Raw genomic sequence first — 20,869 nt, 5'->3', positions numbered from 1 at the left:
GTATACGGTTGTAAAGCTCTGAGCGCGGAGCCGCCTCATGGCGCCCGCCCGGGCCGGGGGACTGAACATGGCGCGTAAAAGCGAAACCGTCGACACCACGCCGCCACCGCCGGTCAGCGACGAGCAGGTGGTGTCCTATCTCAAAGATCATGCGAACTTCCTGCTCGATCATCCCGACCTGCTGGGCAAGCTGGCCCCGCCCTCCCGCTTCAACGGCGGCCCGGTGGTGGATCTCCAGCAGCATGTGATCAGCCGCCTGCGCGAGGAAATGGAGCATCTGCGCGGCTGCGCCGAGCATCTGATCACCACCTCGCGCAGCAATATGTCGACCCAGACCCGCACCCATGAGGCGGCACTCGCCATTCTGGAAGCGGGCAGCATGACCGGCCTGGCCCGGGTGGTGGCCGAAGATCTGCCCGCCCTGCTCGATGTCGACATCGCCACCATCGGCTTCGAAGAAGGTGATCGGCCTTTGCCGATCATTCCCGGGATCCGCACCTTCCCCCGCGATTTCCTGGAACAGACCCTGGGCGCCGGCGACGTCATGCTGCGCTCATCGACCACCGGCGATCCCGCCATTTTCGGGGATGGCGCCGAACTGGTCGCCTCCTGCGCCTTGGTCCGTCTCGATCCGAAGGATCTGCCGAACGGGCTGTTGGCCATGGGTTCGCGCAACGAACGGGGATTTCACGGCGGACAGGGCACGGAGCTTCTCGGATTCCTGGCCCGCGTCGTCGAGGATTGCATTCAGCGTTGGTGGCTGGAGGACTGATCCCCTTCCTGGGCGACGCCCCCTTGCAGGCGGCCCTGGCCGCCTGGCGGGGCTGGCTGGCCGACGAACGCCGTGCCTCCGCCCATACGCTCGACGGTTACGGGCGCGATCTCGCCGCGTTCCTGGGTTTTCTCACCGATCATCTGGGCGGCGAGCCCCGCCTCGGCGATCTTTCATCTCTGAAACCGGCGGATTTTCGCAGTTTTCTCGCCCGGCGATCGACCGAGGGACTGGGGCGCACCTCGATGGCGCGCGCCATGTCCTCGCTGCGCAGCTTCTTTCGTTATCTCGATCGCAACCATCTGGTGCACAACCCGTCGCTCGGCGCCGTTCGCGCCCCCCGCCCGCCACGCGGCCTGCCCAAGCCCCTGGCGGCGGACGAGGCTCTGGAGACCATCGAAAGCGCCGCCGAACTGCAAACCGAGCCCTGGATGGCGGCCCGCGACACCGCCCTTTTCACCCTGCTCTATGGTTGCGGGCTTCGTCTTGGCGAAGCCCTGTCCATGAACCGGGGCGAAGCGCCCAGAAGCGAGGTGATGGTCATCACCGGCAAAGGGCGCAAGCAGCGTCTGGTCCCGGTTCTGCCGGCGGTGATCGAGGCCGTCGCCCTCTATCTGGGGCAATGTCCCTACGTCGGTGACGCGAACGCCCCACTGTTCGTCGGCGCGCGCGGCAAACGGCTCAATCCCGGAGTCGTCCAGCGCCAGATGCGCAAGCTGCGGGCGCTGCTGGGCCTGCCCGACACGGCGACGCCGCACGCGCTCCGCCACAGCTTCGCCACCCATCTGTTGTCGGGCGGCGGTGATCTGCGGACCATTCAGGAACTGTTGGGGCACGCCTCGCTGTCGACCACCCAGCGTTACACCGAGGTGGACGCCGGCAAACTGGCCGCCGTCTATCGCGACGCCCATCCGCGGGCCAAGACATCCGACGAATAAAGATCGAACCTCCCGCTCAGCTCTGCGGGTCGGGATCGCTGCGTTCGATGAATGCCTGTAAGCGGGGCGGCAGACGGTGCTTGATGGAATTGAGACCCCGCGAAAGAAGGGGAACCTGGCGGCGCAAATGCTTGACCGAGCGCCGCGCCCGTTTCGACCCGCGCGCCGCCAGATACAGCCCGACGGCGAACAGGACGAAACCGATCGGCACCGGCGTCGGCACCGACAGGACGCCCAATATCATGAGCGATGCCCCCGATCCGACCAGGCTGAACCGCCGGATGATGACCCGCAGCCGTCTCCTACGCCGCCATTCAGTCCTGGAACAGGTCGCTTGGGGCAGCCTCATCGGCCGGTCCCTTCCGGCCTTGAATCGCCAGGATGACACCGGAAAGCAAAAAGACGGAACGTCACGGAAACTCGCACGAGATCGCTGGGCCCCCATTCTAGAAGAGGGGCGAGCCGTCTGTCGAGGCGGGAAGCGATGAAGCCCCGGGCAATCCGGCGAATACCAATTCTCGGTGATCGAAACCGATCACCGAGCCCTCAATGGGCGGCACCGGATGTCTCGCGGCACCGCCCGAATTTTAAAGATTTCAGATATGAATCGGCCTTCCGTCGACGGCCAGGGCGGCTTCCTTGACGGCTTCGGCCAGGGACGGATGGGCATGCGACGTCCGGGCGATATCCTCCGCCGCGGCCGAAAATTCCATGCCCAGGACCACCTCGGCGATCAGATCTCCGGCCGACGGCCCGATGATGTGGCAGCCCAGCACCTTGTCGGTTTTGGCATCGGCCAGAATCTTGACGAAACCGTCGATGTCGCCGTTCGCCCGGGCCCGGCCGTTGGCGGTGAAGGGGAATTTGCCCACCCGGTAGGCGACGCCTTCGGCCTTCAACTGTTCCTCGGTCTTGCCGACATTGGCGACTTCCGGCCAAGTGTAGACGACCCCCGGAATGGCGTCGTAATTGACATGTCCCGCTTGGCCGGCCAGCAATTCGGCCAGGGCCACGCCCTCCTCCTCCGCCTTGTGGGCCAGCATGACGCCGCCGATCACATCGCCGATGGCATAAACGCCCGGCACATTGGTTCGGAAATGGGCATCGACCTTGACGAAGCCGCGGGCATCGGTCTCGACTCCCGCCTCCTTGAGGCCCAGGCCGTCGATATAAGGCCGGCGGCCGATGGCCACCAGCACCACATCGGCGGACAGTTCCTCCTTATCACCACCCTTGGCCGGTTCCAGGGTCAGGTTGACGCCGCTCTTGTCCGTCTTCGCCGCGGTGACCTTGGTGCCCAGCTTGAACTTCATGCCCTGACGCTCGAGGATGCGCTGGGCCTGCTTCGATATCTCGCCGTCGTGCAACGGAAGGGCGCGGTCGAGGAATTCGACCACGGTGACTTCCGATCCCAGGCGCCGCCAAACCGAGCCCAGTTCGAGACCGATGACGCCGGCCCCGATAACCACCAGATGCTTGGGCACCTTGGGCAGTTCCAGCGCGCCAGTGGAAGAGACGATCTGCGCCTCATCGATGGCGACACCCGGCAACGGCGTCACATCGGAACCGGTGGCAATGACGATGCTTTTCGCCGTTATCGTCTGGGTGCCCTCTTTACCGGCGACCTCGACCTTGCCCGCCCCGGCAATACGGCCGGCCCCCACCAGATAGGTAATCTTGTGCTTCTTGAAGAGAAACTCGATGCCCTTGGTGTTGTCGAGAACGACCTTTTGCTTCCTGGCCATCATGGTGGCGAGATCGAGCTCGACCTTGCCGAGTTTGATGCCGTGGGCGGCAAAATGATGATTCGCCTCTTCGAAATGGTGCGAGGACTGCAGCAGCGCCTTCGACGGAATGCAGCCGACATTGAGGCAGGTACCGCCCAGGCTGCCGCGCTTTTCGACGCAGGCCGTCTTCATGCCCAACTGCGCGGCGCGAATGGCCGCGACATAACCGCCCGGCCCGCCGCCGATGACCACAACGTCGAAGGAAAGATCGCTCATTGAAAAACACCTTCATCCGGCCCCTTCGTCACCCCCGGACTTAGGTCCGGGGGTCCATGGATTGCCGGGTCAAGCCCGGCAATGACGGAAAGGGAGGGGCTTAAATTGAGTCGAAGCGTCGAAGTTACATATCCAGCAGGATGCGTTGCGGATCTTCGATGCATTCCTTGACGCGGACCAGGAAGGACACCGCCTCGCGACCGTCGATGATGCGGTGATCGTAGGACACCGCCAGATACATCATCGGCCGCGCCTCGATCCTGCCGTCGGGCATGACCATCGGGCGAAGCTGGGTCTTGTGCATGCCCAGAATGGCCGACTGCGGCGGATTGAGGATCGGCGTGCTCATCAGCGAGCCGTAGACGCCACCGTTGGAAATGGTGAAGGTGCCGCCGGTCATCTCCTCGATGGTCAGCTTGCCATCGCGGGCCTTCTTGCCATAACCGCCGATGGTCTTCTCGACACCGGCGAAACTCAGCTTATCGGCATCGCGCACCACCGGCACCACCAGCCCGTTCGGCGTTCCCACCGCCACGCCGATATCGTAGTAATTCTTGTAGACGACATCGTCGCCGTCGATTTCACCGTTGACCGCCGGCCATTCCTTGAGCGCGGTGACACAGGCTTTGACGAAGAAGGACATGAAGCCCAGCTTCACGCCGTGCTTCTTCTCGAAGCCCTCTTTGTACTGGTTGCGCAGAGCCAGCAGCGCCGTCATGTCCACCTCGTTGAAGGTGGTCAGCATGGCGGCGGTGTTCTGGGCCGCCTTCAGCCGTTCGGCGATCCGCTTCCGAAGGCGCGTCATCTTGACCCGCTCTTCGCGCGGGTCCTCGGCGCGGACAGTCGGAACGGGGGTGGGGGCCGGGGCGGCCGGAACGGGGCGTTCCAGAGCGGAAATGACGTCGCCCTTGGTGATCCTGCCGTCTTTTCCGCTACCGGCGATAGAGGCCGCATCCAGTTTGTTTTCCGCGATCATCTTCTGCGCCGAAGGCGCCGGAGGATGATCTCCCTTCACTGCGGCGGGAGTGGCGGCGGGAGTGGCGGCAGCCGGCGCCGGAGCGGCCACCTTGGCCGGGGCACCCGATGCGTCGATGGCCCCCAACAGGGCTCCGACTTCCACGGTGACGCCGACGGCGGCGGCGATTTCGCTCAACGTCCCGGCCGAGGGAGCATTGACCTCGACGGTCACCTTATCGGTTTCCAGTTCGACCAGCGGCTCGTCGGCGGCAACGGCATCACCGACCTGCTTGAACCATTTGGCGATCGTCGCCTCGGTCACGGATTCGCCCAGAGCGGGCACAACGATTTGCGTGGTCATCAGACTCTCTCGCCTTCTTTTTTCATTTCGCGTCTTGTACCTGGATCACTTTGTCTTGCACCTGGATCAGCCTGGTCTGCCGCCGGAAAGGTTGCGGAAGGGTGAACAAGGCGGCGGTGAGCGCCTGCTCGACCAGCAGTGCCTGTTCATAGACATGATTCTTGTGCACACCGGTCGCCGGCGCGGCGGCGGCCTTGCGGCCGACATAGTGCGCCCTGCGGACCTTGTGGGACAGCTCCTCGAGAATGAATTCGAGACGGCGGTCGACGAAGGTCCAGGGCCCCATGTTGGCCGGCTCTTCCTGCGCCCAGACCACCTCGGCGTTGGGATAGCGGGCCAGTTCCTTCAGCACCGTCTCCTTAGGCCAGGGATAAAGCTGCTCGACGCGGATGATGGCGACATCGTCGATGTTGCGCCTGGCCCTCTCCTCGAACAGATCGTAATAGACCTTGCCCGAGCAGAGCACGACGCGGCGGACGGCCTCGTCGGAAACCAGCGTCTGGGTTTCCGGCAGAACGCGGCGGAACCGCGTACCGGGCCCAAAATCGGCGAGCGGGCTGACGGCCAGCTTATGACGCAGCAGAGACTTCGGCGTCATCACCACCAGGGGCTTGCGGTAGTTGCGCCGCACTTGGCGCCGCAGGGCATGGAAATAGTTGGCCGGCGTGGTGAAATTACAGACCTGCCAATTGTCTTCGGCGCAAAGCTGCAGATAGCGTTCCCAGCGGGCGGAGCTATGTTCCGGTCCCTGTCCCTCGTAGCCGTGCGGCAGCAGCAGGACAAGGCCCGACATGCGCAGCCATTTCGCTTCGCCCGAAGAGATGAACTGGTCGATGATCACTTGCGCGCCGTTGGCGAAATCGCCGAACTGGCCTTCCCACAGGGTCAAGCCGTCCGGCGCGGAGAGCGTGTAGCCGTATTCATAACCCAGCACGCCCTCCTCGGAGAGGAGCGAATCGATCACCTCGAAATGGCCCTGCCCTGGACGGACGTGATTGAGCGGAATGTAAGGCGCTTCGGTTTCCTGGTCGATCAGCACCGAATGGCGCTGCGAGAAGGTGCCGCGTCCCGAATCCTGACCAGACAGGCGAACGCCCGTCCCTTCGACGACGAGACTGCCAAAGGCCAGGGCCTCGCCGGTGGCCCAATCGATCCCCTGGCCGGACGTCAGCATCTTCTGCTTGGCTTCCAGTTGCCGGGCGATCTTGCGATTGAGATTGAAATCCTCGGGCACCGTGGTGATGGCCCGGCCGACCTCCTGGAGAAGTTCGAAGGAGACGTCGGTATTTTCGTCGCGCATCTCCTCCTCGTCGGTCAGCGCGCCCAGACTGGCCCACTTGCCCTCCAGCCAATCGGCCTTGTTCACCTTGAAGGACTTGGCCGCCTCGAAATCCGCTTCGAGCAAGGATTGGAATTCACTGACCATGCCGTCGGCCGCCTCGGCGCTGACCACCTTCTCGGCGATCAGTTTTTCCGCATAGAGCTGACGCGTCGTCGGATGGGCGGCAATCTTGCGATACATCAGGGGCTGGGTGAAGGCCGGCTCGTCGCTTTCATTGTGGCCGTGACGCCGATAGCAGACGATATCGACTACCACGTCGATGGCAAACTCCTGGCGGAACTCGGTGGCGATGCGGGCGACGTGGATCACCGCCTCGGCGTCGTCGCCATTGACGTGGAAAATCGGTGCCTGGACCATTTTCGCCACGTCGGTGCAATAGGGGCCCGACCGGGAATATTGGGGCGCCGTGGTGAAACCGATCTGATTGTTGATCACCACATGCATCGTGCCGCCGGTGGAGTAGCCCTTGAGCTGGCTCATGGCGAAACATTCGTGCACCACGCCTTGGCCCGCGAAAGCGGCGTCACCGTGGATCAGCAGGCCCATCGACTGCCGGCGCTCGGTATCGCCCGCCAGCGTCTGCTTGGCCCGCACCTTGCCGAGAACCACCGGATCGGCGACTTCGAGATGCGACGGATTGGGGGTCAGCGACAGATGCACCACATTGCCGTCGAAATCACGATCGGCCGAGGTCCCCAGATGATATTTGACGTCGCCCGAACCCTGCACGTCCTCCGGCTTGGCCGGATTGCCCTGGAACTCGGAGAACAGGGCGACGAAGGGCTTTTTCATGAAATTGGTGAGCACGTTCAGCCGGCCGCGATGGGCCATGCCCAGCGTCACGTCGGTCAGACCGAGCTGGCTGCCGCGTTTCAGGATCTGTTCAAGCGCCGGAATCAGGACTTCGCCGCCCTCCAGACCGAACCGCTTGGTGCCGGTGTATTTCATCTGCAGAAAGCGCTCCAACCCCTCGGCCTCGGTGAGCCGTTCGAGGATGGCCTGCTTGCCGCGTTCCGTGAAATCCGTGTGGTTGCGGATCGATTCGATGCGCTTCTGAATCCAGATCTTCTGATCGGGATCCTGGATATGCATGAATTCAACGCCGATATTGCCGCAATAGGTTTCCCGCAGGATCCGGATGATGGTCCGCAGGGTCGCCGTTTCCAATCCCAGGGAATGATCGATGAAGATCTCCCGGTCGAGATCGGCCTCGGTGAATCCGTAGGAGCGATAGTCCAGTTCGGGATGCGGCTCGCGCTTCTGTAAGCCGAGCGGATCGAGATTGGCCTCCAGATGGCCGCGCACGCGATAGACGCGGATCAGCATCAGGGCGCGGATGGAATCCAGAGCCACTTTCCGGATTTCGGCCACCGACGGCGCCGCCGCCTGAGCCGCCGCCGGCAAGGCCTTGCCGGAGCCCGCCCTGCCTTCCGCCTTTTTCGCCGGCTCCTCGGCCTCGGCGCCGATCACCCGATTGCCATTCCTCCCCCAGGGAGCCCCCTTCACTTCGGCTAGGATGGCCCGGGCATCATCGTTCAGCTCGGCGAAGAACTGTGCCCATTCGCTATCAACACTGGATGGGTTTTCGATGAAGCGGGCGTAAAGCTCCGACACGTAAGTGGCGTTGGCCCCAGTCAGAAATGACAATTGCTGCATGCAGTGCGGTGGACGCGGTTCTTCGCCCCGTCCCCTCCCTAATGGTTCAATTCCTAAATCTCATTCCGACGGAATATTAGAACTGGACCACAGTTCGACAAGCCGGAGGTCTGTTTAGCGTTCGCTTGGCAGACCAGCGTGGAAAGCAGACCTCCGGAATTTCACGCCTTACCCGTTCAACAGTTTGAGCATGGTGCTGCCCAGCGAGGCGGGACTATCGGCAACCACGACGCCGGCGCTCTTCATCGCCTCCATCTTGTCGCCGGCCCCACCCTTGCCACCGGAAATGATGGCGCCGGCGTGACCCATGCGGCGTCCCGGAGGAGCGGTGACGCCAGCGATGAACCCAACCACCGGTTTCTTAACCTTTGCAGCCTTCAGAAGGGCGGCACCATCTTCCTCGGCGTTACCGCCGATTTCCCCGATCATGATGATCGCCTGGGTTTCAGAATCCGCCAAGAACATTTCCAGAGCATCGACGAAATTGGTTCCGTTGATCGGATCGCCGCCGATACCGATGCAGGTGGTCTGTCCGAGACCGGCCGCCGTGGTTTGCGCCACCGCCTCGTAAGTCAAGGTGCCGGACCGCGAGACGATGCCGATCTTGCCTCGGGAATGAATATGGCCGGGCATGATGCCGATCTTGCATTCGCCGGGCGTGATGACCCCCGGACAGTTGGGACCGATCAGCCGGCTCTTCGAACCCTGAAGCGCCCGTTTCACCGCCAGCATGTCGATCACCGGAATTCCCTCGGTGATGCAGACCACCAGTTCGATCTCGGCGTCGATGGCCTCCAAAATGGCGTCGGCGGCGAACGGCGGCGGAACGTAAATGACACTGGCGTTGGCGCCGGTCTTCGCCTTGGCCTCGGCCACGGTGTTGAACACCGGAAGGTCGAGATGATTGGTGCCGCCCTTGCCGGGCGTCACGCCCCCCACCATGCGGGTGCCGTAGGCGATGGCCTGTTCGGAATGGAAGGTTCCCTGAGCGCCGGTGAAGCCCTGGCAGATCACCTTGGTGTCCTTGTTGACGAGAACGGCCATCACTGAGCCTCCTTCACGGCTTTGACCACTTTTTCAGCGGCATCCGCCAGATTGTCGGCGGCGATGATGGGCAGTCCCGACTGCGACAGGATCTTCTTGCCCAATTCGACGTTGGTGCCCTCCAGGCGGACGACCAGCGGAACATTGAGGCTGACCTCGCGGGCCGCGGCGACCACGCCCTCGGCGATGACGTCGCAGCGCATGATGCCGCCGAAGATGTTGACCAGGATGCCTTCGACGTTGGGATCCGACAGGATCAATTTGAAGGCGGTGGTCACCCGCTCCTTGGTGGCGCCGCCGCCGACGTCGAGGAAGTTGGCGGGCTCGCTGCCGTAGAGCTTGATGATGTCCATGGTCGCCATGGCCAGGCCGGCGCCGTTGACCATGCAACCGATCTGCCCATCGAGCTTGATGTAGTTGAGGCTGTGCCGGGCCGCCTCGAGTTCGGCCGGATCCTCTTCCGATTCGTCACGAAGCTCTTCGATTTCCTTGTGGCGGAACAAGGCGTTGTCGTCGAAATTGACCTTCGCGTCCAGGGCGATCACCTCGCCGGCGCCGGTCACCACCAGGGGATTGATCTCGACGATCGAGGCGTCGAGGTCGACGAAAGCCTTGTAGAGCGCGCCGATGAACTTGACGGCGGTGTTGATCTGCTTGCCCTCGAGACCGAGGCCGAAGGCGATCTGCCGGCCGTGATAGGCCTGGAACCCCTGCACCGGATCGATGGCCACTTTCAGGATCTTTTCGGGATGGCTGGCCGCCACCTCCTCGATCTCCATCCCACCTTCGGTCGAAGCCATGATGGTGATGCGGCTGGTCGCGCGGTCGATCAGCATGCCGAGATAGAGCTCGCGCTTGATGTCGCAGCCTTCCTCGATATAGACGCGCTTCACTTCCTTGCCGGAGGGACCCGTCTGGTGGGTGACCAGGGTCTGGCCCAGCATCAGCTTGGCATTGTCGCGAACCGCTTCGACCGACTTCACCACCCGGACGCCGCCGCCCTCGCTTTCCTTGCCTTTGAATTTGCCCTTGCCGCGTCCGCCGGCATGAATCTGCGATTTCACCACCCAGACGGGGCCACCCAGATCCTTGGCCACCTGTTCGGCTTCGGAAGCGGTATAGGCGACAGCGCCCTTCAGGATCGCCACGCCATATTTGGAGAGCAGTTTTTTTGCTTGATATTCGTGGATATTCATTGGGGCCTCGTCTGTTTTCTTGTCCTGGCCTCGAAATGAGTGTCCCGCATCCCCGGGGGAGCGGCAGGCTACTCAGGGGAAAACCGCGGGGGCAGCCGGTCCTCTTCGGCGGCCCCCGCGGGTCTTGAAAGTTACTTCGGCATCAGTTCTTTTGATTTTTCGATCAGCCCGCGGACGGATTCGACGGACTTGCCGAATTCCGTCTTCTCCTCGGCGTTCAGCTCGATCTCGACGATCTTCTCGACGCCGCCCGCGCCGATCACCACCGGCACGCCGACATAGATGCCGTCCAGGCCGTACTGGCCCTTGACCCAGGCCGCGGCCGGAAGCACGCGGCGTTTATCCTTGAGATAGGCTTCGGCCATCTGAATGGCCGCCGCGGCCGGTGCATAGAACGCCGAACCGGTCTTCAGGAGACCGACGATCTCGGCTCCGCCGTCGCGGGTCCGCTGGATGATCTGGTCGAGCTTTTCCTGGGTGGTCCAGCCGGCCTTGACCAGATCGGGAAGAGGAATGCCGGCCACCGTCGAATAACGGGCCAGCGGCACCATGGTGTCGCCATGGCCGCCCAGCACGAAGGCGGTGATATCCTCGACCGACACCTTGAATTCTTCCGACAGGAAATAGCGGAACCGGGCGGAATCGAGGACACCGGCCATGCCGACCACCTTGTTGTGGGGCAGGCCGGAAACCTCGCGCAGCACCCAGACCATGGCATCAAGCGGGTTGGTGATGCAGATGACGAAGGCGTTGGGGGCGTATTGCTTGATCCCCTGGCCGACCTGGCTCATCACCTTGGCATTGATGCCGATCAGGTCGTCACGGCTCATGCCCGGCTTGCGAGGCACGCCGGCGGTCACGATGATCACGTCGGCCCCGCTGATCGCGGCGTAATCGTTGGCGCCGGAATAAGCGGCGTTCAGGCCCTCGATGGGTGTCGACTGGGCGATATCGAGCGCTTTGCCCTGGGGGATGCCTTCGGCGATGTCGAACAGGACGACATCACCCAATTCCTTGAGTCCGATCAGATGGGCGAGTGTGCCGCCGATATTGCCGGCACCGATAAGAGCGATTTTCTTGCGAGCCATAGGACGTTGCCTTTCCGACTACAACAGAGGTGGGAGCGGACGTCGCCCCCCGGATCCGCCAGCACAAATCACTGGGCCCGGTGGTAGCGCGAAATCCGCCTGAGGGCAAGGGGGCTTACGCCATCAAAATACGCAGGCTTCCCTTATAAAATTTCAGGTTATTCGAGGTGAGCTTGATGGATATTTCCTCCCTGGTTTACACCAATATATTGATATCAAAGGTATAAATAGCATTTCACCGCTGTTCCCGGAGCCCGATCGTCCCGACCGGAGGGAAGGGCATGAAGTCCGACTTGTGAAGTTAGCTATTCAAGAGTCGAGGGATGGTCATATATCCTTAAAAATTTTCTGGTTATTATGCGAGCTTAGCGGAAATCCTTACGTCGATAAAGAGCGATTCGGCACGTCACGAGCGGACGCACCGGCGAATACCCGTTCTGCGGGCGGATGCCCGAAGATTTCGCGAAGCCGTATATGCCGACAAGACTGGTGAGGAACAGCCGAGCACGTTTTTTCCAAAAAAGAATCGCCCCGGAATTGCCGGCCGCGTCTTTCCGGAACAAAGCGGCAAAAAGCTCACGTCAAATGCTGACGCTGGAGATAGCTTTCCGATTGCATTTCCATCAACCGGCTGACCGTGCGATGAAATTCGAACGCCCCGTCTCCCGCATCGTAAAGGTTCTGAGGCGGAACGGCGGCCGAGCAGATCAGGGTCACCTTATGTTCGTAGAGAGCGTCGATCAGCGTCACAAACCGCTTGGCCGCATCACGGTCGGCCGGAGAAAGCCTGGGCACATCGGATAGAACGACCGTGTGATAAAGGGTGGCCAAGGCCAGATAGTCGGCGGCGCCCAGGGTGGCCCGGCACAGCTCGCCGAAGGTGAACCACGCCACGCCGTCGGCCGAACGCGGCACCGTCCAGTGACGGCCCTGGACGTGGATCTGTTCGGCCAGGGGAGGCTTTCCGTCGGTCAACCGGTCGAAACAGTGGCCCAGGGCGTCTTCCGACGAGCCATCGAGGGGCGTGTAATAAACCTGCATGCCTTTCTTGCGGCCCAACCGGTAATCGCCTTCGCTGTTCAGCTCCAAAATGTCGAGATGCTGTTTGATCAGCGCGATGAAGGGCATGAAACGGTCGCGCTGCAGGCCATATTTATAAAGTTCGTCGGGCGGACGGTTGGAGGTGACGACGACGACGACGCCTTCGGCGAACAGCGCCTGGAACAGACGCCCCAGGATCATCGCGTCACCGATATCGGTGACCTGAAGCTCGTCGAAACACAGCAACCACGACCGCTTGACGATAGTGCGGGCCAGATGGACGATCAGATTGTCATCGTCCTTGCGGACCGGTTCCCGGCGCCATTGATGGATTTCCCCATGGATTTCCTGCATGAAGGCATGGAAATGCACGCGGCGCTTGGCCTCCACCGGCACGCTGGCGAAAAAGAGATCCATCAGCATGGATTTTCCACGCCCGACGTCGCCGCAAATATAGAGGCCCTGCTTGGGCTCGCAACTTTCGCAATCACCAGGCGTCCATTGCAGCCGGCGCACCGTCCGCTGGCCGAAACCGAAACGGCCGAACCAGCCCGACGCCCCCTGCGACGGGTGGTAGCTCCCCAACGCATTATGCAGGCTTTCGAGCTTTTCGACGGCCATGGCCTGGGCGACGTCCGGCGACAGGCGCGCCTCGGCCAGCAGTGCCCGATATTTGGCAAGAGGTCCGGTCATCGGAGCCATCCAGCGAGCCGAGGGTCGCGGCGTGGCGGCAATGGAGGATGAAAATATTGCACTCGGGATACAGCGGATGAATCGTTAAACGATTGCCACATAGATGATCTCTTCCCCTCAAAGATCAAGAACCGCCACATTCTTGTGGACAATCGACGGATCGCCCGGGCGGTAAAAGAGGACGGCCCGGAATAATCGTCTTTGAGGATGGGGCAGGCTCGGGCTAAAGAGAAGACCAAGGTTTTCTTTCAGGTGTCGCCGATGTTTTTTTGGCCGCGTTCAGGATGTCTCGCCACCGCCGTCACCGCCGCCGTGATGCTGGCCGGATGCGCCGAGGACCCTTACCTCTCGACGGATTACCGTTACCACCAGCGGGGTGTCGTCCAGGTTTGCATCAATGAGGATACCGCCAGCATCGCCGATGCGAAAAAGCTCGCCGACGAAACCTGCCGGCCCTTCGACCGGACATCCAAACTGGCTTTGATCCAGCGCTATCAATGCAGTTGGACGGCGCCGACCCTGGTCGCGTTCAGTTGTGTCGCCCGCCCCGGCGAGACGCCGCCGCCCTTCGCCGAGCATCTCTCTCCCATGCGTCACGATCCCTCGCTGGGAGCGCAGTAGGCAAATCCACAGACCGTATCCGGGGCTGCCCTGGCGGAAGACGTGCCGGCGGCAAGGGGTCTCCGCCGGCCTTTTTCAAAATTGCCGGCTGGCAATCTTTTCCTTGATGCTGCCGATCGCCTTGGCGGGGTTGAGCCCCTTCGGGCAGGTCGAGGTGCAGTTCATGATGGTGTGGCAGCGGTAGAGACGGAAAGGATCCTCCAGTTCGTCGAGACGCTCCCCAGTGTGCTCGTCCCGCGAATCATGGATCCAGCGCGCCGCCTGCAACAGCACGGCCGGCCCCAGGTAACGATCGCCGTTCCACCAGTAGCTGGGGCAGGACGTCTGACAGCAGAAGCACAGGATGCATTCCCACAACCCGTCCAGCTTGGCGCGGTCTTCCGGGCTTTGCAGAACCTCGCGATCGGGCGGTTGGGGAGTTTCGGTCTGCATCCATGGCTTGATCGAGGCCAACTGGGCATAGGGCACGGACAGGTCGGGCACCAGATCCTTGATGACCGGCATATGCGGCAGGGGGAAGATGCGGGCGGTGCCCTTGATCTCTTCGATCGGCTTCAGGCAGGCCAGGGTGTTGGTTCCGTCGATGTTCATCGCGCAGGAGCCGCAGATTCCCTCGCGGCAGGAGCGGCGCAGGGTCAGCGTCGCATCCACCTCGTTCTTGATTTTCAACAGGGCGTCGAGAACCATCGGGCCGCAGTCGTCGAGATCGATCTCGAAACTGTCGAGACGGGGATTGGCCCCGCTGTCCGGGTCGAAACGATAGATCTGGAAGGTCTTGACGCGGGTGGCCCCGGCCGGAGCCTTGTGGCTTTTGCCCGGCAGAACCTTGGAATTGGCGGGAAGCGCGAATTCAACCATGATCGTTCCTCAAACGAAAGAAAGCCGGCTCTGAGGGCCTGTCGCGAAACATCGCACCACGCCCTTCGGTTTGATATGACGCCTCCGCGCCGCTCGGGCTTTGGGGCCTGGCGCGGTAATTTCTCTCCAAGCCCTAATAGACACGCGCCTTCGGCACGATGTAGTCGACCTCGTCGGTCAGCGTGTAGGTATGGACCGGGCGATAACCCAGGGTCACCTTGCCCTTCTCGTCGACCCAGGCCAGGGAGTGCTTCATCCAGTTGACGTCGTCGCGATCGGGAAAATCCTCGCGGGCATGGGCGCCACGGCTTTCCTTGCGCGCCTCCGCCGAGGTGATGGTCGCCTTGGCGCAGTCCATCAGATTTTCCAATTCGAAGGCCTCGATCAGATCGGAATTCCAGACCAGCGAACGATCGGCGAGCCGGATGTCGGCCAACTGGCCATAGATGTCGCCGATCTTCTGGACCCCCTCGGCCAGCGAGGACTGGGTGCGGAAGACGGCGGCGTCGTTTTGCATGGTCTGCTGCATGGACAGGCGGATCTGCTGCGTCGAACGGTTTCCGGAGGCGTTTCGCAGACGGTCGAGGCGCGACAGCCCCAGGTCGCCGGCGTCCTTCGGCAGGGGGCGGTGCGGCGTTCCCGGTTTCAGGGTCTCGGCCGCGCGCAGCGCCGCCGCCCGTCCGAACACCACGATATCGAGCAGGGAGTTCGTCCCCAGGCGGTTGGCCCCGTGCACCGAGACGCAGGCCGCCTCGCCGATGGCCATCAGGCCCGGACAGACCGCGTCGGGATGGTCCGCGGTCGGGCGCAGCACCTCGCCATGCAGATTGGTGGGGATGCCGCCCATGTTGTAATGGACCGTCGGCAACACCGGGATCGGCTCGCGGGTGACATCGACGCCGGAGAAGATCTTCGCCGTCTCCGAAATGCCGGGAAGGCGCAGTTCCAACGTTTCCGCGCCCAGATGTTCGAGATGCAGGAAGATATGGTCGGCGCTCTTGCCGACGCCGCGCCCTTCGCGGATCTCCACCGTCATGGCCCGCGAGACGACATCGCGGGAGGCCAGATCCTTGGCGGTCGGCGCATAGCGTTCCATGAAGCGATCGCCGGCCGAGTTGGTCAGATATCCCCCCTCGCCCCGCGCGCCCTCGGTGATCAGGCACCCCGATCCGTAGATGCCGGTCGGATGGAACTGCACGAACTCCATGTCCTGCAGCGGCAGTCCGGCGCGGGTCACCAGACCGTGGCCGTCGCCCGTGCAGGTGTGAGCCGAGGTGCAGGAGAAATAGGCCCGCCCGTAGCCGCCGGTGGCCAGCACCGTGGTATGGGCGCGGAAACGGTGCAGACTGCCGTCGTCGAGATTGATGGCCAGCAGGCCGCGGCAGGTTCCGTCGGCGTCCATGATCAGATCGATGGCGAAATATTCGACGAAGAACTCCGCCTCGTGTTTCAGACATTGCTGATAAAGCGTGTGCAGGATGGCATGCCCGGTGCGATCGGCGGCGGCACAGGCGCGCTGCACGGGCGCTTCGCCGAAATTGCGCATGTGGCCGCCGAACGGACGCTGATAGATCCGCCCGTCCTCGGTCCGTGAAAAAGGCACGCCGAAATGTTCGAGCTCATAGACCGCCGGCACCGCCTCGCGGCACATATATTCGATGGCGTCCTGGTCGCCCAACCAGTCGGAGCCCTTGACGGTGTCGTACATATGCCAGCGCCAATTGTCCTCGGCCATGTTGCCGAGGCTGGCGCCGATGCCGCCCTGCGCCGCCACCGTGTGGCTGCGGGTCGGAAACACCTTGGTCACGCAGGCCGTCTTGAGGCCGGCGGCGCCCATGCCCAGCGTGGCGCGCAATCCGGCCCCGCCGGCACCGACGACCACCACGTCATAGCTGTGATCGATGATCTTGTAAGCCGACATGGCGCTCAACCTCCGACAAAGACGACGCGCAGCAGGGCGACCGCCGCGAAAACGCCGAAGAACAGGGCGGCGAATTTCACCGCGATCAGGCCGATCAGCTTCAGCCCCTCGTCATGCACATAGTCCTCGATCACCACCTGAACGCCCAATTGGGCGTGGCGGAACACCGCGAACAGCAACAGAAGCATCAGCGCGGTATTGCCGGGCCAGGACAGCCAGCCGCGGAAATGCGCATAGTCGGCGCCGGCCAGCGAGACCACGGACACGACGAACCACAGGCTGATGGGCACCAGGGCGACGGCGGTGAGCCGCTGCCACCAGAAATGCGAAACACCTTGCTTGGCCGAACCGAGGCCGCGGACGCGGCCAAGCGGAGAGCGCAGGGTCATCCTCAAGTCTCCTCGATGTTCTTTTTAAAAAAGGGCGATGGCCCAGGTCAGCACTGTCAACCCGACGGCGGCCACCACCACCGCCCGCCCCGATTTGACTGCGGTGGGCAACTCGAAACCCAGCCCGACGTCCCAGAACAAATGCCGGATGCCGTTGCTCAGGTGATAAAACAGACAGAAGGAGAAAACGAATAGAACCAAAAGGCCGATCGGAGATCCGAGGACATGGCTGGCCCGTTCATAAGCCGCCGGACCATAGGCGGCGGATGCCAACCAATAAACCAGGAGTACTGTGCCGATGGAAAGAGCGATACCGGTCACCCGGTGACTGATCGACAGCAGGGCGACGAATGGAAACCGGTAGTTGAGTACATGCGGAGAGAGAGGTCTGGTGCGCTGTGCCATCTTGAACAACCTCTTGACTACGGTCCTTGGGGTCTTCCTTGTCGGGTTTAACCGTTCATCGGGGTCGAGTCAACGACCGCCCCATATGATCTATGCCCATGATTTTATTATGGTCATAGACAACGATTGGTCGCTGTTCACCCGCGCCTCGGCACCAATACGGTGTAATCGAAGTCGAGAATCACCGCCGGATCGGCACCGCTGGCGCCCTCCGCGCCTTCCGGAAAGTCTGCGCAGGATCGATTTTTCGTAGCGAAAGTCCGCAACCGGAGAGCGCCGACGTCATCGCGTCCCGGGATGGCGAGCGTCTCCTCGACGCGTGTCCAGGCATAGACCGTGTCCCCGGCGAAACAGGGAGCCGCATGGCGTCCGCCGTTGATGGCGATCAGGCGGAAGGCGTTGGTCAGACCGTTGAACGACAGCGAGCGGGCCAGGCTGATGACATGCCCGCCATAGATCAGGCGGCGGCCGAAACGGCCCTGGCCTTCGCTGTGCTGATTGAAATGAACCTTGGCCGTGTTCTGATAAAGTCTGGTCGCCATCATATGCTCGGCCTCCTCGACGGTGACGCCATCGACATGATCGATGCATTCTCCGGCTTCATAATCCTCCCAGGCGAAGGAGGATCCGGCCAGGGTCCAGTCATAGGCCCCGGCGGGAAGAGGGGGCGGCAGATGCCAGGAGTCCGGCGGCAGCCTCGGCATGGTCTCGGGCACCGTTTCGGCGGGCGCCTCGGCCTCCGGATCCCGTTTGCGCACCATCACCCAGCGGACGAACTCCACCACCGTCTCGCTCCTCTGGTTGACACCGGTGGAGCGCACATAGACCACCCCGGTCTGGCGGTTGGAATTTTCCTTGAGGCCGATGACCTTGGAGACGGCCGATAAGGTATCTCCCGGATAGACGGGAACGCCGAAGCGGCCTTCGGCATAGCCGAGATTGGCCACCGCGTTCAGCGAAACATCGGGAACCGTCTTGCCGAACACGATATGGAAGGTCAGCAGATCATCGACCGGCGCCCGGGCATAACCCAGCTTGCGGGCGAACTCGTCCGAGGAGGCGACGGCGAAGCGCCCCCCGAAAAGTCCCTGATAGAGAGCGACGTCGCCGCAAGACAGCGTGCGCGGCGTGGCATGAACGATCTCCTGGCCGAGCCGAAAGTCTTCGAAGAAATTTCCCCGGTTGGTCTTGTTCATGCAGCCTCCTTCAAAGGGGACGGACGTCATCCATCAGCTCGATCCGCTCGGCCAGCGCGACAAGGCGGCGGGCGTTGATCACATGCAGGTTTTCGACCAGCCGGCCGTCGACCACCACCACGCCACGCCCGGACGACTCCGCGTCCGCATGGGCGGCTATGATCCGGCGCGACCAGGCCAGGTCCTCCTCGCTGGGCGCGAAAATCCGGTTGGCGGCGTCAATGGTCTTCGGATGAATGAGCGTCTTGCCGTCGAAACCCATTTCGAGTCCCTGCCGGCAGGCGAAGGCTAATCCCTCGTCGTCGGCGAGATCGAGATGCACGCCGTCGAGGATGGTCAGGTCGAAAGCCCTCGCCGCCAACAGACAGCGTCCCAGGGCATGGAGCATCGGCAGCCGATCGCGCGTATGGGCGCAGTGCAAGTCCTTGGCAAGATCCGAGGTGCCCATGATCAGTCCGGCCAGACGCGGAGTCGCGCCGGCGACCGCTTCCACCGCCAGCACGCCGCGGGGGGTCTCGATCATCGCCCACAAGGCGAGATCGGACGGCGCACCGGCCTCGACCATGATCCCCTCAACCTGGCGCATCATGTCGGGACTTTCGGTTTTGGGGACCAGAATGCCATCGGCGCCGGACTTGGCCGCGGCGATGATATCGTCGCGGCCCCATGGCGTGGCGAGACCGTTCACCCGAATGAGGATTTCACGCCGGCCGTAACCGCCCCCGGCCACGGCGGCAATCACGAGACGGCGGGCCTCTTCCTTGGCATCGGGCGCCACCGCATCCTCAAGATCGAAAATCAGACTGTCCGCGGCGAGGCTTTTGGCCTTTTCCAGAGCCCGGGCGTTCGAACCCGGCATATAAAGAACGCTACGGCGAGGACGAATCGGCATGCCCATGGCGGAAAATTTCCTTTGCGATTTTTTGCGCCGCAGCACAGTAACAACAGCAAGGGTGGGTGGCAAGAGCGCCGCGTAATAATCGGTCTAATTTGGTGCGATAATATGAATATTCTTTCGATACAATCTTCGGTCGCCTTCGGTCACGTGGGCAATTCGGCGGCCGTCTTCCCCTTGCAGCGCCTTGGCCATGAAGTCTGGCCGATCAACACGGTCCAATTTTCCAATCACACCGGCTATGGCAAATGGCGGGGCGAGGTCTTTCCAGCCAGCCATCTCGCCGACGTCCTGCAAGGCATGGACGATCGGGGCGCCCTTGCCGATTGCCAGGCCGTGCTGTCGGGCTATCTGGGCGACGCCGCCATCGGCAATGTGGTGCTCGACGCGGTCGAGCGGTTGCGCGCCGATAATTCGCGCGCCCTCTATTGCTGCGATCCGGTCATGGGCGACGAAGGCCGGGGCATTTTCGTCCGCCCCGATATTCCGGGATTTTTCACCGAAAAGGCTCTACCGGCTGCGGATATCGCCACGCCCAACCAGTTTGAGCTGGAATTGCTGACCGGTATTCCCATCCATTCTCTCGCCGACGCCGTCCGCGCCGCCCAGGCGTTGCGCGAGCGAGGCCCCTCGGTGGTGGCGATCACCAGCCTCAGGGCTCCGGCGGTGCCCGAGGGACACCTCGGGTCGATGGTGGTCAGCGGACAGGGGGCGTGGCTGGTCGATACGCCGCTGCTCGACTTCCCGATCCTGCCGAACGGCGCCGGCGACGTTTTCGCCGCGCTGCTGCTGGGACGGCTGATGACCGGCGAGGCTCCCGCCGCGGCGCTTGAAAAAACCGTGAGCGGTCTTTATGGATTGCTCACTTACACTCTCTCCATCGGAATGCGTGAATTGGCCTTGGTCGCAGCTCAAAACGAATTGGTTCATCCCTCGCAACTTTACCAGGCACGGCAGGTCGCCTCATGACGACCGGGCGCCGGCCTTCGGTCCCGTCGTCTCCCCTGGACCTCGGCTTCACCGGGAAACATCCTGTCGGCTCCCGATGACATTTTCCTTTCACGGGGTCCATGTCCTGCTGGTTGGCAACAATCAGCATATGCGTCGCCTGCTGCGAACCATTCTGGCCAGCAGTGGAGCCGACGAGATCCGCGAGGCCCGGGATGGACAAGAGGCGATCGAGGCGGCTCGCCTCGATCCGCCCGGTCTGATCATCGCGGAATGGAGCATGGGGCCGATGAACGGCCTGGAGATGACCCGCTATATCCGCAGATCGCAAAAGAGCCCGGCGCCACATGCCCCGATCATTCTGCTGACCGGGGCAGGTGTCGGCGGCGATCTGCAGGCGGTGGCCCGCGAAGCGGGCGTTTCGGAGACGATTGCGAAACCGCTGCACGCCGAAGTCCTGCTCGCTTCGATTGACCGTCTCCTTCCCACCTCTCGATAAGATCGCCCAATCGAGAGGTGGAAGGAGGCAATGAGCCCCTCGCCAC

General features: G+C 62.6%; 19 protein-coding genes. 5 read left to right on the top strand and 14 right to left on the bottom strand.

The features are described 5' to 3' along the window. The first annotated feature begins 37 nt into the window (after positions 1-37). Together CWS72_RS07065 and CWS72_RS07060 are read left to right on the top strand one after the other, a co-directional pair. Positions 38-772, top strand: coding sequence for a DUF484 family protein (locus tag CWS72_RS07065; protein WP_241911617.1), 735 nt, complete (start codon positions 38-40; stop codon positions 770-772). Next, positions 754-1,710, top strand: a complete 957-nt coding sequence (locus tag CWS72_RS07060; protein ID WP_420824053.1) for a tyrosine recombinase XerC — start codon at positions 754-756, stop codon at positions 1,708-1,710. The genes CWS72_RS07065 and CWS72_RS07060 overlap by 19 nt, the downstream gene beginning before the upstream one ends. A gap of 16 nt (positions 1,711-1,726) precedes the next feature. Here the strand turns inward: CWS72_RS07060 and CWS72_RS07055 are convergent, their stop codons facing one another. The 8 genes from CWS72_RS07055 to zapE all read right to left on the bottom strand — a co-directional run bounded on the left by CWS72_RS07055 (position 1,727) and on the right by zapE (position 13,091). Continuing rightward, positions 1,727-2,059: a hypothetical protein gene (locus tag CWS72_RS07055; protein ID WP_101249873.1), complete on the bottom strand. Its 333-nt coding sequence runs from the start codon at positions 2,057-2,059 to the stop codon at positions 1,727-1,729. 247 nt (positions 2,060-2,306) lie between these two features. After that, the gene (lpdA, locus tag CWS72_RS07050; RefSeq protein ID WP_101249872.1) at positions 2,307-3,713 is read right to left on the bottom strand and encodes a dihydrolipoyl dehydrogenase; all 1,407 of its coding nucleotides are present in this window, start codon (positions 3,711-3,713) and stop codon (positions 2,307-2,309) included. A 124-nt stretch (positions 3,714-3,837) separates the two neighbouring features. Further along, complete coding sequence (odhB, locus tag CWS72_RS07045; RefSeq protein ID WP_101249871.1) at positions 3,838-5,031, bottom strand: 2-oxoglutarate dehydrogenase complex dihydrolipoyllysine-residue succinyltransferase; 1,194 nt, start codon at positions 5,029-5,031, stop codon at positions 3,838-3,840. A gap of 22 nt (positions 5,032-5,053) precedes the next feature. Beyond that, positions 5,054-8,029 carry a 2-oxoglutarate dehydrogenase E1 component gene (locus tag CWS72_RS07040; RefSeq protein WP_101249870.1) on the bottom strand — a complete coding sequence of 992 codons (2,976 nt, stop codon included), beginning with the start codon at positions 8,027-8,029 and terminating at the stop codon, positions 5,054-5,056. Between the two features lie 168 nt (positions 8,030-8,197). After that, entirely contained in the window at positions 8,198-9,073 is an 876-nt protein-coding gene (sucD, locus tag CWS72_RS07035; RefSeq protein ID WP_101249869.1) for a succinate--CoA ligase subunit alpha, read from the bottom strand. Continuing rightward, positions 9,073-10,269: an ADP-forming succinate--CoA ligase subunit beta gene (gene sucC / locus CWS72_RS07030; RefSeq protein WP_101249868.1), complete on the bottom strand. Its 1,197-nt coding sequence runs from the start codon at positions 10,267-10,269 to the stop codon at positions 9,073-9,075. Before sucC ends, sucD begins: the two co-directional genes overlap by 1 nt. Positions 10,270-10,400: 131 nt before the next feature. Then, positions 10,401-11,357, bottom strand: a complete 957-nt coding sequence (gene mdh / locus CWS72_RS07025; RefSeq protein WP_101249867.1) for a malate dehydrogenase — start codon at positions 11,355-11,357, stop codon at positions 10,401-10,403. A 576-nt stretch (positions 11,358-11,933) separates the two neighbouring features. Further along, entirely contained in the window at positions 11,934-13,091 is a 1,158-nt protein-coding gene (gene zapE, locus CWS72_RS07015; RefSeq protein WP_101249952.1) for a cell division protein ZapE, read from the bottom strand. Between the two features lie 261 nt (positions 13,092-13,352). Here zapE and CWS72_RS07010 point away from each other — a divergent pair, with 261 nt between their 5' ends. Beyond that, positions 13,353-13,712, top strand: coding sequence for a hypothetical protein (locus CWS72_RS07010; protein WP_146002659.1), 360 nt, complete (start codon positions 13,353-13,355; stop codon positions 13,710-13,712). 75 nt (positions 13,713-13,787) lie between these two features. Here CWS72_RS07010 and CWS72_RS07005 read toward each other — a convergent pair whose 3' ends face one another. The 6 genes from CWS72_RS07005 to CWS72_RS06980 form a co-directional block, all read right to left on the bottom strand. Beyond that, positions 13,788-14,570: a succinate dehydrogenase iron-sulfur subunit gene (locus CWS72_RS07005; RefSeq protein ID WP_101249864.1), complete on the bottom strand. Its 783-nt coding sequence runs from the start codon at positions 14,568-14,570 to the stop codon at positions 13,788-13,790. Positions 14,571-14,703: 133 nt separating this feature from the next. Beyond that, positions 14,704-16,491, bottom strand: a complete 1,788-nt coding sequence (gene sdhA, locus CWS72_RS07000) for a succinate dehydrogenase flavoprotein subunit (protein WP_101249863.1) — start codon at positions 16,489-16,491, stop codon at positions 14,704-14,706. A gap of 5 nt (positions 16,492-16,496) precedes the next feature. Then, positions 16,497-16,880 (bottom strand): succinate dehydrogenase, hydrophobic membrane anchor protein, encoded by a 384-nt coding sequence (gene sdhD, locus CWS72_RS06995; protein ID WP_101249862.1) that lies wholly within the window; start codon positions 16,878-16,880, stop codon positions 16,497-16,499. A gap of 24 nt (positions 16,881-16,904) precedes the next feature. Continuing rightward, positions 16,905-17,285: a succinate dehydrogenase, cytochrome b556 subunit gene (gene sdhC / locus CWS72_RS06990; protein ID WP_101249861.1), complete on the bottom strand. Its 381-nt coding sequence runs from the start codon at positions 17,283-17,285 to the stop codon at positions 16,905-16,907. Positions 17,286-17,422: 137 nt separating this feature from the next. Beyond that, positions 17,423-18,481 (bottom strand): MaoC family dehydratase, encoded by a 1,059-nt coding sequence (locus CWS72_RS06985; RefSeq protein WP_101249860.1) that lies wholly within the window; start codon positions 18,479-18,481, stop codon positions 17,423-17,425. A 10-nt stretch (positions 18,482-18,491) separates the two neighbouring features. After that, positions 18,492-19,379 (bottom strand): HpcH/HpaI aldolase/citrate lyase family protein, encoded by an 888-nt coding sequence (locus CWS72_RS06980; RefSeq protein WP_101249859.1) that lies wholly within the window; start codon positions 19,377-19,379, stop codon positions 18,492-18,494. Positions 19,380-19,484: 105 nt separating this feature from the next. On the opposite strand from CWS72_RS06980, the gene pdxY reads away from it, so the two are divergent. Beyond that, a complete protein-coding gene (gene pdxY, locus CWS72_RS06975) occupies positions 19,485-20,345 on the top strand; it encodes a pyridoxal kinase PdxY (protein ID WP_101249858.1) in 861 nt (286 codons plus the stop codon). A gap of 76 nt (positions 20,346-20,421) precedes the next feature. After that, positions 20,422-20,823, top strand: a complete 402-nt coding sequence (locus CWS72_RS06970) for a response regulator (RefSeq protein WP_158240541.1) — start codon at positions 20,422-20,424, stop codon at positions 20,821-20,823. Positions 20,824-20,869 lie beyond the last annotated feature (46 nt).

Source organism: Telmatospirillum siberiense (genome assembly GCF_002845745.1).
Classification (GTDB): Bacteria; Pseudomonadota; Alphaproteobacteria; order Rhodospirillales; family Magnetospirillaceae; genus Telmatospirillum; species Telmatospirillum siberiense.
Note: the sequence above shows the minus strand (reverse complement) of the source record. Positions and strands in the feature narration are given on the sequence as shown.

Excerpts from the sequence above, each read along its gene's own strand:
- CWS72_RS07055 (WP_101249873.1), bottom strand. The coding sequence starts at position 2,059 with ATGAGGCTGCCCCAAGCGACCTGTTCCAGGACTGAATGGCGGCGTAGG.
- lpdA (WP_101249872.1), bottom strand. The coding sequence starts at position 3,713 with ATGAGCGATCTTTCCTTCGACGTTGTGGTCATCGGCGGCGGGCCGGGC.
- CWS72_RS06980 (WP_101249859.1), bottom strand. The coding sequence starts at position 19,379 with ATGGGCATGCCGATTCGTCCTCGCCGTAGCGTTCTTTATATGCCGGGT.
- sucC (WP_101249868.1), bottom strand. The coding sequence starts at position 10,269 with ATGAATATCCACGAATATCAAGCAAAAAAACTGCTCTCCAAATATGGC.
- CWS72_RS07010 (WP_146002659.1), top strand. The coding sequence starts at position 13,353 with ATGTTTTTTTGGCCGCGTTCAGGATGTCTCGCCACCGCCGTCACCGCC.
- sdhC (WP_101249861.1), bottom strand. The coding sequence starts at position 17,285 with ATGGCACAGCGCACCAGACCTCTCTCTCCGCATGTACTCAACTACCGG.
- zapE (WP_101249952.1), bottom strand. The coding sequence starts at position 13,091 with ATGACCGGACCTCTTGCCAAATATCGGGCACTGCTGGCCGAGGCGCGC.
- sucD (WP_101249869.1), bottom strand. The coding sequence starts at position 9,073 with ATGGCCGTTCTCGTCAACAAGGACACCAAGGTGATCTGCCAGGGCTTC.
- sdhD (WP_101249862.1), bottom strand. The coding sequence starts at position 16,880 with ATGACCCTGCGCTCTCCGCTTGGCCGCGTCCGCGGCCTCGGTTCGGCC.
- pdxY (WP_101249858.1), top strand. The coding sequence starts at position 19,485 with ATGAATATTCTTTCGATACAATCTTCGGTCGCCTTCGGTCACGTGGGC.
- CWS72_RS07040 (WP_101249870.1), bottom strand. The coding sequence starts at position 8,029 with ATGCAGCAATTGTCATTTCTGACTGGGGCCAACGCCACTTACGTGTCG.
- odhB (WP_101249871.1), bottom strand. The coding sequence starts at position 5,031 with ATGACCACGCAAATCGTTGTGCCCGCTCTGGGCGAATCCGTGACCGAG.
- CWS72_RS07065 (WP_241911617.1), top strand. The coding sequence starts at position 38 with ATGGCGCCCGCCCGGGCCGGGGGACTGAACATGGCGCGTAAAAGCGAA.
- CWS72_RS06985 (WP_101249860.1), bottom strand. The coding sequence starts at position 18,481 with ATGAACAAGACCAACCGGGGAAATTTCTTCGAAGACTTTCGGCTCGGC.
- mdh (WP_101249867.1), bottom strand. The coding sequence starts at position 11,357 with ATGGCTCGCAAGAAAATCGCTCTTATCGGTGCCGGCAATATCGGCGGC.
- sdhA (WP_101249863.1), bottom strand. The coding sequence starts at position 16,491 with ATGTCGGCTTACAAGATCATCGATCACAGCTATGACGTGGTGGTCGTC.
- CWS72_RS06970 (WP_158240541.1), top strand. The coding sequence starts at position 20,422 with ATGACATTTTCCTTTCACGGGGTCCATGTCCTGCTGGTTGGCAACAAT.
- CWS72_RS07005 (WP_101249864.1), bottom strand. The coding sequence starts at position 14,570 with ATGGTTGAATTCGCGCTTCCCGCCAATTCCAAGGTTCTGCCGGGCAAA.